Consider the following 17,277-nt stretch of genomic DNA (forward strand, 5'->3'; position numbering starts at 1 on the left):
CATATACTTAGTTTTAGTTTTTTGTTAAATTCTAAAATAAGAACGCACTTAATTTTAGTTTTTTGTTAAATTCTAAAATAGAGAAGTATTTAATTTTAAGTTTCTATTGAAATAGTATTATTTTAAATCCCGAAGTTTCAATTGTAAAGAAACATTGCCTTGCCATTCATTTTCATCAATAGTATAAACAGCTTCAAATGGTTTCTTATTTGAAATTAAATCGAATTTATCACCCATACTAAAACCAATAGCGACCAAACTTTTAGATGGTGGCTGAGTTACAGTGACTCTCAAATGCGTTTTATCTTCACCAACACATTTTCCGTAGCCTGTATCAACCAAATTTTCCGACATAAAAACCGGTGTCATATTATTAGGTCCAAAAGGTGCAAACTGATTTAAAATACGATAAAACTTAGGAGTGATATCCTCTAAATTTATTTTAGAGTCAATTTTAATTTCCGGTGTTAAAAGGTTCCTATCAATGGTTTTAGAAACCTCATCTTCAAAAGCTTGTTTAAACGCCTCGTAATTTTCTTCTAAAAGCGTTAAACCTGCAGCGTATTTATGGCCACCAAATTGCTCTATATGTTCACTGCATGCTTCTAAAGCATTATATACATCAAAACCTTTTACCGAACGTGCCGAAGCAGCTAATTTATCGTTGCTTTTAGTAAAGACCAAAGTAGGCCTGTAATAAGTTTCGGTTAATCGAGAAGCCACAATACCAATAACGCCTTTATGCCATTCTGGGTGATACACAACCGTTGTCATACGATCCTGTTCTTTATGCGCTTCGATTTGTTTTAGTGCTTCTTCTGTGATATACTTATCTGTTTCTCGCCTTTCGAGATTGTAATCGTTAATCTCAGAAGCATATTTAGCAGCTAAATCACTATCCTCTTCTGTTAGTAATCGCACGGCAAAATTACCATGTTCCATACGTCCCGCCGCGTTTATACGAGGCGCCACTACAAAAACCACATCGGTAATGGTTAATTCTGTTTTTTCAACTTGATCAAGAATAGCTTTAATACCTGGTCTTGGACTACTATTTATAACTAACAATCCAAAATAGGCTAGCACGCGGTTTTCACCATCAATAGGCACAATATCTGCTCCAATAGCCGTAGCTACTAAATCTAAATACTCGGTTAAATCTTCGGCAGTTTTTCCATCTTTTAAAGCCAAAGCTTGGATGAGCTTAAAACCAACTCCACAACCACACAATTCTTTATACGGGTAATTACAATCTTCTCTTTTTGGATCTAAAACAGCAGCGGCTTCAGGAATAGTATCAGCAGGTCTGTGATGGTCGCAGATAATAAAATCAATACCAAGGTCTTTGGCATATGCCACTTTATCAACCGATTTAATACCACAATCTAAAGCAATTATAAGTGAAAAATCGTTCTCTAAAGCAAAATTGATACCCTTATATGAAATACCATACCCCTCATCATACCTATTAGGAATGTAGGTATATACTAAATTATACTTCGATTTTAAATAGGATGACATGAGTGCTACTGCGGTAGTACCATCTACATCATAATCGCCATAGACCAAAATATTCTCATCATTAGCCATGGCTTTTTCAATTCTAGCCACTGCTTTATCCATATCTTTCATTAAATACGGATCATGCAAATCGTCTAAACTTGGTCTAAAAAACGTTTTAGCATCCTCATAAGTCTCAATACCACGCTGCAACAACAAGGTTGCCACAATAGGATCTACCTGAAGTGCATTTTGCAACACTTCAACTTTATTAGAATCGGGTTTGGGTTTTAGTGTCCAACGCATTGTTAGTTTAAAGTTTTAGATTAAAAGTTGAGAGAAGTCTTTTTAACTTTATTTACTATGGAAATGAGTTTCTATAGTAAGTTCTGCGAATTGGCGAAACATTTCCATAACACCACAATATTTTTCAACCGATAAATCGACTGCCTTTTGAAGTTTCTTTTCACTTAAATTATCACCGTAAAAATGAAAATGCATCGCTACTTTATCATAAAATTTAGGATGCTCTTCGGTAAGGTTTGCGTCGATATCTATTTTAAAATCGGAAACATCCAACTTCATTTTTTTAATAAGAGACGCCACATCTAAACCAGAGCAACCTGCTAGCGCAGATAACATCAAGGCTTTTGGGCGGTACCCATCACCATTACCATCATTTTCTGGCCCTGCATCAATAAACAAATTATGCCCAGATGGGTTTGTACTCTCGAACTTCATGTTCCCCAACCAGGTTGTTGTAATACTATTTGTCATTTTTATAATCGATTTTATTACTTACAAACGGCAAAAATACGTATTAATTTTACAACAAAAGCATTCAACCGTATTAGTTGCTCACTAATATATAATACACAACTAAAAAGCTAAAGTGTTGAAAATCTTGCATTAAAAGCTTTTTATTTTATTTAAAGTCAAATTACAAACAACCTAAACACCTATCTTTTAGCCGTTAAAAGCTATTAACGATTGTTTAAGTTTAAGTAAATCATTTTGAGTGTGATTTGCCGTAATAACGATACGACTCATTGCTGTTTTATAGGTGGGATACTTAAAATGTGTCATTACGATTCCTTGTTCATATAAAAAATCACAAAGACGTTCATCCTCACAATAAATAACGGGATATTCTTTATGGAACTTAAAGTCCGAATTCAAAATCAATCCTTCAAACAAAAAATCTAAATTGTTTTGAAGCTTTTTCCGTTGTGCTTTAATAATATCTTGTGACACCAAAAAAGCATCTAAATACGCCGGATTGATACTTGACGACGAAACAAAATCTGGCTCCTGTTTTAAGGCTTCAATAAAACCTGTATCGGCAGCAATAATGCCTCCCGAAATACCCAGCGCTTTCCCCAACGACGACACCATGATTTTTCGAAATAATTTTTCATGCGATATGGTACTAAAAACACCCTTGAGATGTTCACCAACAATACCCAGACTATGCGATTCATCTAATACCAAAGTAACTTTTTTTTGTGATGAAATCTCGTTTAAAAAATGGAATGCTGTAGGTTCTACTTCTAAACCCAACAGCGCATCAACCGTTATTACAACAGCTTCGTTTGTATTGTTAAGCAAATTGGGGTGCAGTTTTCCATTTACAAATAGAGGCACACTGCTTTTATGTAAAATCGCTGGATGTGTTTTAGGGTAATGGTAAAAGGTGATTTCGTGCTTAGACAAATGCTCAACAACTAATTTACCAGCGAGCGCACCCGAAGAACAGGTCACAACAGCTTCTGCCCCTATTACTTCTGAAAACAAATGTTCTGCCTTCTCATAAACAGACAATTTTACGTTAGCATTTCGAGAACTTCCATAAGAAGTTCCCCATTTTTTTATACCAGAGATAAGATTATTTTGAAACGCTTCGTTTGTAGATAAACCTAAATATGAAGTACCTCCGAAATACAAAAAGGGTTGCCCATTTACAATAATCTCTCTATCTGGAAATCCATCAATTACCATACACTACTAAATTAATGCCACACCGGTTCCGTTTAATTTACTGTATGTTGTCACGCCATTTTCAAGTGTAATACCTCTTGCAATATCTTTACCTAAAAGCAAAGCTCCATCCATATCTACATAATCTAAAAGTGGTAGTAAATGAGCAATAGCCGAAATGCCTACCGAAGATTCCGTCATACAACCCACCATGGTTTTCATACGCAATTCTTTAGCATGCACCAGCATACGTCTTGCAGCTGTTAACCCGCCACATTTTACCAACTTCACATTAACACCATGAAAGTGATTGTAACATCGCGCTACATCGGCTTCCACTTGGCAACTTTCATCGGCAATGATAGGCAATACTGATTTTTGATACACGGCTTTATGCCCATCCCAATCATCGGCTTTCAAAGGCTGTTCCAAAAACTCCACACCAAGATCTCTCAAAGTTTGGGCATTTTTAATGGTTTCATCAACCGTCCACCCACAATTGGCATCAATTCTGAAAATAGCATTGGTATGTTTTCGCAACTCGGTAACAATTTGAATATCTTCCTTAGTCCCTAGTTTAATTTTATAAATAGGCCATGGAAGTTCCTTCATTTTAGACACCATTTTATCAATGGTATCAATACCAATAGTGTAGTTTGTTAAGGGGTTGTTTGAAATATCATAATTCCAAAGTTCGTATAGTTTTTTGCCATGTTTACGCGCATACAAATCGTTATACGCCAAATCTAAAGCACATAACGCGAACATATTTTGCTTTAAATGCGGGTACATGAGTTTCCAAAATTCTTCGGGAGTACTATGGTTTACCGCTTCAATAATTGGTTTCAAACTAGTTAAAGCGTCCATCATTTTCTGTACCGTAATGTGGTAATAGGGATTTGAAGTCGCCTCTCCAAAACCTGAAAAATCACCGTCTTTTAATTCAACAATTAATGTAGGTTGTACATTGTAAGATTCTCTAGAAATTGAAAACGTATGCTTTAATTTTAAATTGAATGACTTAAGTAGTAACTCCATAAATAAGTATAAATGATGGAGGGAAGTTAATAAAATTATATCTTTGATTTCAATGTAAAACTAAAATTATGCCTTTAGTAACACCATTATCTCCCGATCACGATTCTGAAACAAAAAACTTAGCCGAATTCTTTAATGAAACCTTAGGTTTTTGCCCAAATTCGGTGCTTACCATGCAACGGCGTCCAGCCATTAGCAAGGCGTTTATTAATTTAAATAAAGCTGTGATGGCTAACGAAGGCCGCGTCACATCGGCTTTAAAACGCATGATAGCTTGGGTAAGTAGTAATGCAACGGGTTGCAGGTATTGCCAAGCCCATGCCATTCGTGCTGCCGAACGTTATGGTGCCGAACAAGAACAACTAGACAACATTTGGGAATACCGTACACACCCTGCTTTTAGCGAGGCAGAACGTGCCGCCTTAGAATTTAGCTTAGCAGCATCACAAGTACCAAATGCCGTTGATGAAGCCATTAAAAAACGCTTATACGACTTTTGGGATGAAGGTGAAATTGTTGAGATGCTAGGTGTTATTTCACTTTTTGGCTATTTAAACCGTTGGAACGACAGCATGGGAACTTCTATTGAAAATGGCGCCGTTGAAAGTGGTGACCAATATTTAGGAAAACATGGCTGGGAGAAGGGAAAGCACCTTTAATTCCTGCTTTCGCAGGAATCTCATGATGAGTTTCTGCTTTTTTATTCACTATATAGATGAACAACTTTTTAATTGACCTTACCCGAAATGGTGAGGTTTTTTTGATTTAAACATAAATCATATGAAGCTACGGAATTAACAATCTAAGAAAGACTCTAAATAATAGATAAAGTAATAATTTTATACAGAGTAAAGTTGAGGTGATTTTCATGTCTTAAACTATTTTAAAAGACTGATTTACTTTAGTTAAAAATATTAGAAATAATGGAAACATATTTAATAATCGCCAGATCATTTAGTTTCATAATTGGCATATGCAATGTATTTAAAATAGGAATGCTAATTAGAATAAGGCAACACAAGAGACTTTTCCCTGATGCAACCTTAAAAGACATTGAAAGTTTTGAAAAGAATACACTTAGAAATACTAATTTATTTATGAGAAGTACTTTAGGTGATAAAAATTCATTTAATTAGTTATTATGGAATCTGTTAACATTAACATACTATCAAGGTTTAGAGGCAAATACCTATATAAATGTTTAAGATTAATTGTCTTTTGGGTAATCCTCCCAATCCTCATATTTATTACTATAGCATTTCTATTCTTTACTAATAATTTAATCTCTGTACTTGAAAGTATATGATTTTTTTATGGTTTATGTGGATTTCACCAACTTTTCTAAATCAATTTCTTAACCCCACTCCTCAACTCCGGCAATACCTCAACCTCAAACCAAGGATTTTTAGTTAACCAAAACCTATTTCGAGGTGATGGATGTGGCAATGGTAAAAACTTTGGCAAATACGCTTTATAATTGGCAACCGTTTCGGTTAATGTTTTCTTTGCTTTTTTACCCAAATAATACTTTTGAGAATACATGCCTATTAAAAGAATCAACTCGACATTTGGTAATTTTTCTAATAAAACTTCGTGCCATTGCGGAGCACATTCAGGGCGTGGTGGTAAATCGCCTGTTTTCCCTTTTCCTGGATAACAAAAACCCATGGGTATTATGGCAAATTTTGTGGCATCATAAAACTCGTCTTCAGTAACACCCAACCAGTTTCGCAATTGCTTTCCGCTGGGGTCATCCCAAGGAATTCCTGTTTTATGCACTTTCGTTCCGGGCGCTTGACCAATAATTACAATTTTTGCAGCAGAATGTGCAGATACGATAGGTCGCGTACCTAAAGGCAAGTATTTTTCACAGATGGTACATTGCCTTATAGTTGATAATAAGTCTTCCATCTGAAATAAAAAACTATTTAAGTTTTAGTGGTTCCCCATCAAAAGTCAACCCTTCAAAACCTGTTTTCATAAAGTTTCTAATGTTTTGATGTCCTGCCCCATTAAGATCGTTTAACACATCTTCAAAATAAAATTTACCAAAGCACGCTAAGGTTTCCTCTTTTGAAAAACCTTGCAATTTTGCAAAAGCAAATAATTTACAAGACCCTGAATTTTCACCAGCATTATTTTGTAAATCGCCATTTTTAAAAGCCGTTGGCGTAAAATTATAGTTAGATTCTATTACCTCCATAGTATCTGTAAATTCAGTACTTTTTGGTGTCTCTTTTAATGTGTTTTTTAATACTTCTAAATTCATTATTAATATATCTTATTTATTTTTTCCCACCAACCACAACAACTATTTCTCCTTTTGGTGGTTTATTGGTATAATGTTCTAACACTTCTTTGGCTGTGCCTCGTACTGTTTCTTCAAACAACTTGGTAAGTTCTCTTGATACCGATACTTCTCTATCTTCACCAAAATACTCACAAAAATGCCCCAATGTTTTTATTAATTTATGAGGGCTTTCATAAAAAATAATGGTTCTAGTTTCTTCAGCAAGCAGCAACAAACGTGTTTGTCTCCCTTTTTTAACGGGTAAAAAACCTTCAAAAACAAACTTATCATTTGGTAAACCCGAATTGACTAAAGCCGGCACAAAAGCAGTAGCTCCTGGCAAACAATCAACCTCAATATTATTCTCAATACACGCCCGTGTTAATAAAAATCCAGGGTCTGAAATGGCTGGTGTTCCCGCATCGCTAATTAAAGCCACGGTAGTACCGCTCTGTAATTTTAAAATTAAATTTTCAACCGTTTTATGCTCGTTGTGCATGTGGTGCGACTGCATATGGGTTGAAATTTCATAGTGTTTTAATAATTTCCCAGAGGTTCGCGTGTCTTCGGCCAGAATTAAATCGACTTCCTTTAAAACCTCAACGGCTCTAAAGGTCATGTCTTTTAAATTTCCAATGGGTGTTGGTACAATGTAAAGTTTACTCATTAATTAAATCTGCTTTCTAAAATTTGAAGAAATCGCTCTTCAACCTCTTCTTTATTAACCCAATTATTATAATCTGGTTTTACTATCTCTACAATAAATTGTTTGGCATTGGTAAACGATTGAAAGGTATTTAACTGTGAAATAACACGTTCGTAATCTTCATTTTTACCATCAAACAAGTGTTTTATAAAAGCTAATTTATCATTTAAACCTATGTTCAATCCGCCACTTTTAAGAGTGTCGTTTAATGATTTTTTCTCGTTTGAAACACCGTTTGCCGCTTTTGGAACAGGATCGAAAACAGGCATATCAGCAAAACCAGACATTAAATCGTCTAAGTGGTGTTTCTGTTGTTCCTCTTTCGCTACAGCCTCTTCTAAAACAACTTCCATATCTTGAGGATCATTTGGCATTTGAGCCACCATATCGCGAATAGTTACAATACCAGGCTCCATAATATGGTCGTCTACAACCTCATCAAGGTTCACGTAAATTTTATCTTCTACTTCAATATTATCGCTTATTTTGTTATTAAAAGCGGTATCTAACATATCAAAAAAGGAGGAATCATTTCCTATGGTTGGTAAATCGCCTTCAAAATTTTCATGCGCAAATTTTAATACCGATAGCTTTTCAAAAAGCTCCTTTACCTCTGTATGCATCTTAACAACATCCTCTTTTCCTTTTAATTTAAGAATTCTGTGTGCAATACTTATCAATTCAGACTCTATCTTCTTCTTCATTGTTATAAAATTTAAATTATTGCTATTTAGGCATTTGTTTTTTAATAAATTTGCGTCACCTTTATACAAACGAATAATCGCTTTATTTAAGTGTTAAAATTACAAAATGTTTCTTGAAAATACAGTAAATCATAAAGAACAATTTGGATGGATTGAAGTTATCTGTGGCTCTATGTTTTCAGGAAAAACTGAAGAATTGATCCGAAGGCTTAGACGTGCTCAATTTGCCAGACAAAAAGTAGAGATTTTTAAACCCTCTATAGATGTGCGTTATAACGAAGATATGGTGGTGTCTCACGATGCCAACGAAATTCGCTCAACGCCCGTTCCTGCAGCTGCCAATATTCCTATTTTGGCCGATGGCTGTGATGTGGTTGGTATTGACGAAGCCCAATTTTTTGATGACGAAATTGTGCGTGTTTGCAACGATTTGGCCAACAAAGGGGTACGTGTTATTGTCGCAGGTCTAGACATGGATTTTAAAGGCAACCCTTTTGGGCCCATGCCTAACTTAATGGCGACTGCCGAATATGTAACCAAAGTACACGCTGTTTGTACCCGAACAGGCAATTTAGCGCAATACAGTTACCGTAAAGCCAAAAGTGATAATCTGGTTTTATTAGGTGAGGTTGATGAATACGAACCCCTTAGTAGAGCTGCTTATTACAAAGCCATGACACGCGATAAAATAAGAGTAATGAAGGTGAACGAAGCCGAAGAAGTGACTCCAAAACCACAAAATCCGGATGCCTAAAGCACAAGAAACTGTACTTGAAATCGATTTAAAAGCCTTAAAACATAATTTTGACCATTTAAAATCGAGACTGCATAGCAACACCAAATTTATGGCCGTTGTTAAAGCCTTTGCCTATGGTAGTGACGCTTGCAACATTGCCAATTATTTACAAAACCTACCTGTAAATTATTTTGCTGTTGCCTTTGTGCATGAGGGTATTTCTCTTAGAAAAGCAGGAATTACCAAGCCTATTTTGGTACTGCACCCACAAGCAGCTAATTTTAATATTTTAATTGAAAATTGTTTAGAACCTAGTATATACAACGCTAAAATTTTAAAAGAATTTATAGCAATCGCTTCCGCGGAAAAACAAAGCGACTACCCCATTCATATTAAATTTAATACCGGTTTAAACCGTTTGGGTTTTTCTGAACAAGATGTGGATACGGTTATTTCCCAAGTAAAATCAACATCATCAGTAAAAATAACGTCTGTTTTTTCACATTTAGCAGCTAGTGAAGATTTAAACGAACGCGACTTCACTATAAATCAAATAGAAACATTTAAAAGAATAACTGAAAATATTACAAAACAAATTGGTTACAAACCCCTCTTACACCTTTGCAATACATCTGGCATTTTAAACTACCCCGAAGCCCATTTTGATATGGTAAGAAGCGGTATTGGCTTGTATGGTTTTGGAAATTCTGAAAAAGAAAACAAAAACTTCAAACCTATTGGTACTTTAAAAACTATTATTTCTCAAATTCATGCAATTGAAAAAGGGCAATCTGTTGGTTACAATCGCGCTTTTAAAACTGATGCTTTTTTAAGAACAGCCACATTGCCTATTGGCCATGCCGATGGTATAGGCAGGCAATACGGAAAAGGCAAGGGCTATGTTATAATTAACAACCAACGCGCTTATATTCTAGGGAATGTATGTATGGATATGATTATGGTAGACGTTACCTCGATTGATTGTAACGAAGGTGATGAAGTAATTGTATTCGGTCCCCACGCCACAGCTGAGAATTTGGCCTTAACAGCCAACACTATTTCCTATGAACTTATTACTGGTATCTCACAACGTGTTAAAAGATTATTCTTACAGTAAATATTAGAGCAATTACTGTTTTTTAACTATTTTTGACCTCAGTTAACTATAAACTTATTATTATGCTAAAAGAATTTAAAGATTTTGCAATGAAGGGCAACCTTGTAGACATTGCAGTTGCTTTTGTAATGGGTGCTGCTTTTAATAAAGTTGTTACTTCATTTACTGCTGGAATTGTATCTCCATTAATAGGATTGATATTCCAATCTGACTTTAACGATTTAAAATATGTTATTACACCAGGCGTTGCTAATGAAGCAGGAGAAGTAACTGGTGAAATTGCCGTACTATACGGAGCTTTCTTAACAAGTTTAATAGACTTTATAATTGTGGCATTCGTTATGTTCATGCTTATTAAAGGAATCAATAAAACCAAGAAAAAAGAAGCAGCGGCTCCAGCAGCACCAAAAGGACCATCTCAAGAAGAATTACTTATTCAAATTAGAGATTTACTTAAAAAATAACAAAGTGTTAACTATATAACACCGTGTTATTTGTTGTTAAAAAGCCCTCGTTTTTAGAAAACAAGGGCTTTTTTTCATTCTAAAAAAGAATTATTAGTTAATTTTGCCTTGTAAATTTTATTGAATCTTAAAATAAATTAAAATGAAAGTAGCTGTTGTTGGTGCCACTGGTATGGTAGGCGAAGTGATGCTAAAAGTTCTTGCTGAACGTAATTTCCCTGTAACTGAATTGCTTTTAGTAGCATCTGAACGTTCTGTTGGAAAAAAATTGACCTATAATAATAAAGAATATACCGTAATTGGTTTGGCTGATGCTGTGGCTGCAAAACCGCAAATCGCTATTTTCTCGGCTGGTGGAGACACCTCTTTAGAATGGGCGCCAAAATTTGCTGAAGCAGGTACTACCGTAGTTGATAACTCTTCTGCTTGGAGAATGGACCCTACTAAGAAATTGGTGGTTCCAGAAATTAATGCACACGAATTAACTAAAGACGATAAAATTATTGCCAACCCAAATTGCTCTACTATTCAAATGGTATTAGCATTATCACAACTTCATAAAAAATACAAAATGAAACGTGTTGTGGTTTCAACTTACCAATCGGTTTCTGGAACTGGCGTTAAAGCCGTTAAACAGTTAGAAAACGAAATGGCTGGTATTGAAGGTGAAATGGCTTACCCTTACCCAATTAGCAGAAACGTATTGCCACATTGTGATGTGTTTTTAGAAAATGGGTATACCAAAGAAGAAATGAAATTGGCCAAAGAGCCACAAAAAATATTTAACGACAACAGCTTTTCAATAACAGCTACGGCTGTTCGTGTCCCAACTTCTGGAGGTCATTCAGAAGCTGTAAACGTACAATTTGAAAACGATTTTGATTTAGCTGAAGTGAGACAACTTATTAGCGATACTCCTGGAGTAGTTTTACAAGACAATACTGCAACAAACTCATACCCTATGCCTATTTTAGCGCATGATAAAGATGAAGTGTTTGTAGGTCGTTTACGTAGAGATGAGTCGCAACCAAACACCTTAAACATGTGGATTGTTGCTGATAACTTACGTAAAGGAGCTGCTACCAATGCGGTTCAAATTAGTGAATATTTAATTGAAAACAACTTAGTGTAAAACACATTAAGCCATTATATATAAAGCTTCTGTATTTCGGTACAGAAGCTTTTTTTAATTATTTTTGGGAAAACTGATAATTTCAATTCATGAAAAAATTACTAATTCCCCTTTTTACAGCGGCCCTTTTATTTGCTTGTAAAACCGACAAAACTGAAAATAAAGCTATTATTGTGAACTACCCTCCTACAAAAACCGTTAACACTGTTGATACTTATTTCGATACTGATGTAAAAGACCCGTATCGCTGGTTAGAAGACGACCGAAGTGCAGAAACTGAAGCTTGGGTACAAGCACAAAACGAATGTGCTTCAAACTATCTAAAACAAATTCCTTATATAAATCAACTTAAAGAACGCCTTTCTAAACTTTGGAATTACGAAAAAATTGGCGCTCCGTTTACAGAAGGAGATTACACCTATTATTCTAAAAATGACGGTTTACAAAACCAAAATGTTATTTATAGAAAAAAAGGAACTGGTACCGATGAGGTGTTTATAGACCCCAACACTTTTTCTGAAAATGCAACAACATCGTTGGATGCTTTAAGCTTCACAAAAGACGGAAGCCTTTTAGCCTATTCTATTTCTGAAGGCGGTAGTGATTGGCGGAAAGTGATTGTTTTAAATACGGAAACCAAAGAACAAATTGAAGACACCTTAATTGATATTAAATTCAGCTCCATTTCTTGGTACAAAAAAGAAGGGTTTTACTATTCGAGTTACGACAAACCAAAGGGCAGTGAACTATCAGCCAAAACCGATCAACATAAAGTTTATTACCATAAACTCGGCACCCCTCAAAGTGAAGACAGCCTTATTTATGGAGGAAAACCAGAAGAAAAACACAGGTATATTTCCACCAGTGTGACAGAGGATAATCGGTTTTTAATCATCTACCCACGTATTTCAACCTCTGGAAGGAAGCTTTTTATAAAAGATTTATCTGCTAAAAACAGCAAGTTCGTTGCCATTTTAAATCACACAGATAGCGACTCATACATTATTGAAAATGAAGGCAGTAAACTATTTATTGTAACCAACCTAAACGCCCCTAATAAAAAAATAGTCTCGGTAGATGCTTCTAACCCAACTCCTGAACATTGGGTAGATGTGATTCCAGAAACTGAATTTGTACTAAACCCTTCAAAAGGAAGTGGCTATTTCTTTGCAAATTATATGGTCGATGCCATTTCAAAAGTAAAACAATACGATTACCAAGGTACTTTTATTAGAGACATCGAACTTCCAGGATTGGGGACTGCCGATGGTTTTAAAAGCAAATCGAAAGATGAGGTTTTGTATTATATATTTACTAATTATAATACCCCTTCAAACATTTACGAACTAAACCCAGAAACGGGTGAAACCGCTTTATTTTGGGAACCAAGTATTGAATTTAATAGTGATGCTTACGAAAGCAACCAAGTGTTCTACACGTCTAAAGATGGCACTAAAATCCCTATGATGATAACCCATAAAAAGGGGCTTAAATTGGATGGAACAAACCCAACAATACTTTATGCATATGGCGGATTCAATATTAGCTTAACGCCGTCTTTTAGTATTACCAATGCCATTTGGATGGAACAAGGCGGTATTTTAGCAGTTCCAAATTTACGTGGTGGTGGTGAATATGGCAAGAAATGGCACGATGCAGGGACACAATTAAAAAAACAAAATGTCTTTGACGACTTTATCGCTGCCGCGGAATACTTATTTACGAAACAATATACTACATCAAATTATTTAGCGATTCGCGGAGGCTCTAACGGCGGTTTGCTTGTTGGAGCTGTTATGACGCAACGCCCCGATTTAGCTCAAGTAGCGTTGCCTGCTGTAGGCGTTTTAGATATGTTGCGTTACCACACCTTCACCGCTGGAGCGGGTTGGGCGTATGATTATGGGACAGCGGAAGATTCTAAAGAAATGTTTGAGTATCTTAAAAACTACTCTCCCGTACATAACGTAAAAACAGGAGTACACTATCCTGCAACTTTAATTACTACTGGCGACCACGACGACCGTGTTGTACCAGCCCACAGTTTTAAGTTTGCAGCCGAATTACAAAATAAACAAACAGGCACCAACCCAACACTTATTCGCATTGAAACCGACGCAGGTCATGGCGCAGGTACCCCTGTTAGTAAAACTATTGAGCAATACGCCGATATATTTGGATTTACACTTTTTAATATGGGCATTCAAGAATTGCCAACAAATACCCATAAAAACTAAATAATACTATATAGTCTCTTCATGAGCGGTCAAGAACAGTTTTAAAAAACATCTCGACTGCTCCCGAGGAGACCTTTATCATTTTATGCTACAAGTAAACAACCTCACATTTCAATATAAAAAGAAACCTGTTTTAAAGAATATTAGTTTCACCGTTAAACCAGGTGAACATTATTCTATTATTGGTGAAAGTGGTTCTGGAAAAAGCACCCTTTTAAAATTGATTTATGGGACGTACGATTTAAAGGAAGGGCATATTTTTTGGAAAGACCAGGAAATATTAGGCCCTAAACACAAGCTTATTATTGGCCCAGAGTACATGAAATACGTGGCTCAAGAATTTGATTTAATGCCTTTCATTACGGTTGCAGAAAATATTGGCGCCTATCTTTCTAATTTTTATCCTGAAGAAAAACAAGCACGTATCAACGAGCTTTTGGATGTGGTGGAACTACAAGCTTATGCACATACTAAAGCTAAAGAATTAAGTGGCGGCCAAAAGCAACGTGTTGCTATTGCGAAAGCCATTGCAAAACAACCCGAGGTTTTACTATTGGATGAGCCTTTTAGCCATATTGATAATTTTAAGAAACAATCGTTACGTCGCAGTCTTTTTAAATATTTAAAAGAAAAGCAAATTACCTGTATTGTAGCTACACATGATAAAGATGATGTCCTCTCTTTTTCAGACCACATGATGGTCTTACACGACACTAAAATTATAGCCGAAAACACACCTGCAGAACTTTATAAAAACCCAGAAAACAAATTAATTGCTTCTTTTTTTGATGAATTCAATATCATCGAAAATTATGGAATTGTGTATGCTAATCAACTTAAAATAGTTGAAAATTCAAACTTAAAAGCAACTGTAAAACAATCCTATTTTAAAGGGAACTACTATTTAATTGAAGCGGATTTGGATGGAAACATCGTATTTTTTGAGCATGATTCCAATTTAGAAGAAGGTCTAAATATGTGTCTTTCCGTATTAAAATAATTTAAAACACGTTTAGTATTTTAAATTGTTGATCTCTAAAAGAAACTGTGTCTTCAAGCGTTTTTCCCATAAGTAATAGCCCAATTGGGGTATTGGGTGAAATCGCATAAAACACTTCATGATCAACTTTTAATTCACCTGCACTAATAGCAATAAAATAATTGCTTTTATTGGTATAAACCACAGAGCCTAAACCTATGAATGCTGACGTATTAGAAACATCTATTTTAGATACGTGTTCCTTTATTTTTTGAATTTCGGCTAATTGATTTCCCGCCTTTTCACGCTCCAATTGCAGCATCGCTCTGCCTGTTTCATGCTTATCACCAGCACTACTTTTAGTTTCAGAGGTTAAAGATTCTTGAATCTCGTTAATCGTATTTTGAATGCTGCGAAATCTATTGTCAACAAAATCGACACACAGTGCATACAGCCTTTCTTTAATTTTTAAATTTAACGCCATCTTTAATCGTATTTTAAAGGGCCAAAAAAGCGCATTTGGCGTGTTATCCAATTCTTTCTACCTTGAATATAATTGGTTGCAGGATTTGCTCTGTATCGTAACGGATTAGGTAAAATAGCAGCAATAGCAGCAGCTTCTTGTTGACGTAAATTGGATGCCGGTCTTTTAAACCAATGTTGCGCTGCCGCTTCAGCACCATAAATACCGTTCCCCATTTCAATACTGTTTAAATAGACTTCCATGATGCGTTCCTTCGACCAAATTAATTCGATTAGAAACGTAAAATAAGCCTCCAAACCTTTACGCAACCAACTGCGGTGCGGCCACAAAAAAACGTTCTTAGCCGTTTGTTGACTTATGGTACTTGCTCCCCTAGTACGTTTTCCTTTTTTATTAAATTCAATGGCTTTTTCTATGGCTTTCATATCAAACCCATAATGGTTTAAAAAATTTTGGTCTTCACTACTAATAACGGCTAGTTGCAGGTTTTTTGAAATATTATCTATAGATTCCCAATCGTGTTTCCACACCAAATCTTTACCATCCATTTTTTGCTCGACAGTACGAATAACCATTAATGGCGTAACCACAACGGGCACCCACTTATATATAACCACCAAACCTATTGAAATCGCAAAAAACCAAAGGAAACTTTTATATAAAAATCTAAATATTTTTCTAAACATATTATGCTATTAATTCTGCTAATTCTTTACCAACTAAACTTCCAATGGCAATTCCCATACCACCTAATTTTACGCCGCAATATACGTGATTACTCAATGGTTTTACAATTGTATTTTTTTGTTTTCCAACGCCCATAATACCACTCCATCGTTGTTCAATTTCAAAAGAAGTTTCAGGTAAAATGATGGTTTTTAACAAGTGTTCTAATTTATTCTGAATGATTTCTGTTTCTGCAAATTCGGTCGTTTCTTCCCCTTTAAAATCAAGGTTTCTGCCACCTCCTAGCAAAATACGATCATCTATATTCCTAAAATAATAATACCCTTTATCTAAATGAAAAGTCCCTTTTATAAGAAGATTTTTAATGGGTTTTGTTATAAGTACTTGCGCCCGTGCTGGTTTCACGATTTCTGCAATAAGTTGAGATGCAAAACCGTTGGTGGCAATAAATAATTTGGATGAAGAAAACTCGACAGCATTCGTTTTTATTTTAACGGAATTACTGGCTTCTGAAAAACCTTCAACCGTTATGTTATTTAGAATTTTAACACCTGCTGTTTGTACTTTTAGAAGCAATCCTTCCATCATAGCTCCCGTATCAATTTGCGCTTCAAACTGATTAAAAACATACTGTTCTTTAATATTTTTAAAATGAAAATGATTCGACTTTACACTAAAAACTTCTTTTCTGAATATAGGCTGAAGCAAATTATTGATATCTACTCGTTTTGAAAGACAGGTTTCAAACAGCATATCATCCTTTAAAAACAGCTCATAGCCCCCATTATTTTGGTAGTTTATAGCTGCATCACCCAAAGTATCTCTTAGCAACTGGAGCCCCTTTACGCGCTTTTCTACCAATTGAATTACTTGGTCTTCAGAATGTGTTTTTAAATCGTCTAGTAGTTCGCTAAGACTACCAAAACAAGCAAATCCCGCGTTTTTTGTGCTAGCTCCTTGTGGCAACATGCCTTTTTCTAAGATGACTATTTTAGCTTTTGGAAATTGTTCTTTTAACCGCAAGGCACAACTTAGGCCCACAATACCACTGCCAACAATAGTGAAATCTACGTTGGTAAACCATGATTTTATTTCCCAATAAGAGAGATTCATTTCGTTTTTGAATTCTTGTTACTTGTAAAAATAGTGAAATAATGATATGAATGTGTGTTTTGTGTTAAGGATAGAAGCGGCATCCTTTTTAAAATAGGGTAGTAATTAACATG

18 protein-coding genes are annotated in these 17,277 nt (G+C 35.3%); 7 read left to right on the forward strand and 11 right to left on the reverse strand.

The annotated features are described in order from the left end of the window. Positions 1–117 precede the first annotated feature (117 nt). The 4 genes from recJ to Q5N74_RS07680 all read right to left on the reverse strand — a co-directional run bounded on the left by recJ (position 118) and on the right by Q5N74_RS07680 (position 4,515). Positions 118–1,806: a single-stranded-DNA-specific exonuclease RecJ gene (gene recJ / locus Q5N74_RS07665; RefSeq protein ID WP_304388176.1), complete on the reverse strand. Its 1,689-nt coding sequence runs from the start codon at positions 1,804–1,806 to the stop codon at positions 118–120. Positions 1,807–1,854: 48 nt separating this feature from the next. Then, positions 1,855–2,277: an OsmC family protein gene (locus Q5N74_RS07670; protein WP_304388177.1), complete on the reverse strand. Its 423-nt coding sequence runs from the start codon at positions 2,275–2,277 to the stop codon at positions 1,855–1,857. Positions 2,278–2,466: 189 nt separating this feature from the next. Further along, positions 2,467–3,498: an aminotransferase class I/II-fold pyridoxal phosphate-dependent enzyme gene (locus Q5N74_RS07675; RefSeq protein WP_304388178.1), complete on the reverse strand. Its 1,032-nt coding sequence runs from the start codon at positions 3,496–3,498 to the stop codon at positions 2,467–2,469. Positions 3,499–3,504: 6 nt separating this feature from the next. Continuing rightward, entirely contained in the window at positions 3,505–4,515 is a 1,011-nt protein-coding gene (locus Q5N74_RS07680; protein ID WP_304388179.1) for a dipeptide epimerase, read from the reverse strand. A gap of 68 nt (positions 4,516–4,583) precedes the next feature. Here Q5N74_RS07680 and Q5N74_RS07685 point away from each other — a divergent pair, with 68 nt between their 5' ends. Then, positions 4,584–5,174 (forward strand): carboxymuconolactone decarboxylase family protein, encoded by a 591-nt coding sequence (locus Q5N74_RS07685; RefSeq protein ID WP_304388180.1) that lies wholly within the window; start codon positions 4,584–4,586, stop codon positions 5,172–5,174. A gap of 682 nt (positions 5,175–5,856) precedes the next feature. Here Q5N74_RS07685 and Q5N74_RS07690 read toward each other — a convergent pair. The 4 genes from Q5N74_RS07690 to Q5N74_RS07705 are packed head-to-tail and all read right to left on the reverse strand — an operon-like array spanning position 5,857 to position 8,215. Next, positions 5,857–6,426: a uracil-DNA glycosylase family protein gene (locus Q5N74_RS07690; protein WP_304388181.1), complete on the reverse strand. Its 570-nt coding sequence runs from the start codon at positions 6,424–6,426 to the stop codon at positions 5,857–5,859. A 13-nt stretch (positions 6,427–6,439) separates the two neighbouring features. Then, positions 6,440–6,784, reverse strand: a complete 345-nt coding sequence (locus Q5N74_RS07695) for a HopJ type III effector protein (RefSeq protein ID WP_304388182.1) — start codon at positions 6,782–6,784, stop codon at positions 6,440–6,442. 16 nt (positions 6,785–6,800) lie between these two features. Next, on the reverse strand, positions 6,801–7,472 hold the full coding sequence (gene rsmI, locus Q5N74_RS07700) for a 16S rRNA (cytidine(1402)-2'-O)-methyltransferase (protein ID WP_304388183.1): 672 nt from the start codon (positions 7,470–7,472) through the stop codon (positions 6,801–6,803). Further along, positions 7,472–8,215 carry a hypothetical protein gene (locus Q5N74_RS07705; protein WP_304388184.1) on the reverse strand — a complete coding sequence of 248 codons (744 nt, stop codon included), beginning with the start codon at positions 8,213–8,215 and terminating at the stop codon, positions 7,472–7,474. Before Q5N74_RS07705 ends, rsmI begins: the two co-directional genes overlap by 1 nt. Positions 8,216–8,321: 106 nt before the next feature. On the opposite strand from Q5N74_RS07705, the gene Q5N74_RS07710 reads away from it, so the two are divergent. The 6 genes from Q5N74_RS07710 to Q5N74_RS07735 all read left to right on the forward strand — a co-directional run bounded on the left by Q5N74_RS07710 (position 8,322) and on the right by Q5N74_RS07735 (position 14,901). Further along, complete coding sequence (locus tag Q5N74_RS07710) at positions 8,322–8,969, forward strand: thymidine kinase (protein WP_304388185.1); 648 nt, start codon at positions 8,322–8,324, stop codon at positions 8,967–8,969. Then, positions 8,962–10,068, forward strand: a complete 1,107-nt coding sequence (gene alr, locus Q5N74_RS07715) for an alanine racemase (RefSeq protein WP_304388186.1) — start codon at positions 8,962–8,964, stop codon at positions 10,066–10,068. Before Q5N74_RS07710 ends, alr begins: the two co-directional genes overlap by 8 nt. 62 nt (positions 10,069–10,130) lie before the next feature. Continuing rightward, complete coding sequence (gene mscL, locus Q5N74_RS07720) at positions 10,131–10,532, forward strand: large conductance mechanosensitive channel protein MscL (RefSeq protein ID WP_304388187.1); 402 nt, start codon at positions 10,131–10,133, stop codon at positions 10,530–10,532. Positions 10,533–10,674: 142 nt separating this feature from the next. Then, on the forward strand, positions 10,675–11,664 hold the full coding sequence (locus tag Q5N74_RS07725) for an aspartate-semialdehyde dehydrogenase (RefSeq protein WP_304388188.1): 990 nt from the start codon (positions 10,675–10,677) through the stop codon (positions 11,662–11,664). Positions 11,665–11,753: 89 nt separating this feature from the next. After that, on the forward strand, positions 11,754–13,901 hold the full coding sequence (locus Q5N74_RS07730; RefSeq protein ID WP_304388189.1) for a prolyl oligopeptidase family protein: 2,148 nt from the start codon (positions 11,754–11,756) through the stop codon (positions 13,899–13,901). Positions 13,902–13,986: 85 nt separating this feature from the next. Further along, complete coding sequence (locus Q5N74_RS07735; RefSeq protein ID WP_304388190.1) at positions 13,987–14,901, forward strand: ABC transporter ATP-binding protein; 915 nt, start codon at positions 13,987–13,989, stop codon at positions 14,899–14,901. A 1-nt stretch (position 14,902) separates the two neighbouring features. On the opposite strand, the gene Q5N74_RS07740 is transcribed toward Q5N74_RS07735, so the two are convergent. Genes Q5N74_RS07740 through Q5N74_RS07750 form a run of 3 tightly spaced genes read right to left on the reverse strand, consistent with a single transcriptional unit; the run spans position 14,903 to position 17,164 of the window. Then, complete coding sequence (locus tag Q5N74_RS07740; RefSeq protein WP_304388191.1) at positions 14,903–15,364, reverse strand: 3-oxoacyl-ACP synthase; 462 nt, start codon at positions 15,362–15,364, stop codon at positions 14,903–14,905. Between the two features lie 2 nt (positions 15,365–15,366). Next, the gene (mtgA, locus tag Q5N74_RS07745; protein ID WP_304388192.1) at positions 15,367–16,050 is read right to left on the reverse strand and encodes a monofunctional biosynthetic peptidoglycan transglycosylase; all 684 of its coding nucleotides are present in this window, start codon (positions 16,048–16,050) and stop codon (positions 15,367–15,369) included. A gap of 1 nt (position 16,051) precedes the next feature. Then, the gene (locus Q5N74_RS07750) at positions 16,052–17,164 is read right to left on the reverse strand and encodes an FAD-binding oxidoreductase (protein ID WP_304388193.1); all 1,113 of its coding nucleotides are present in this window, start codon (positions 17,162–17,164) and stop codon (positions 16,052–16,054) included. Positions 17,165–17,277 lie beyond the last annotated feature (113 nt).

This window comes from Mariniflexile sp. AS56 (assembly GCF_030552475.1).
Taxonomy (GTDB): Bacteria; Bacteroidota; Bacteroidia; order Flavobacteriales; family Flavobacteriaceae; genus Mariniflexile.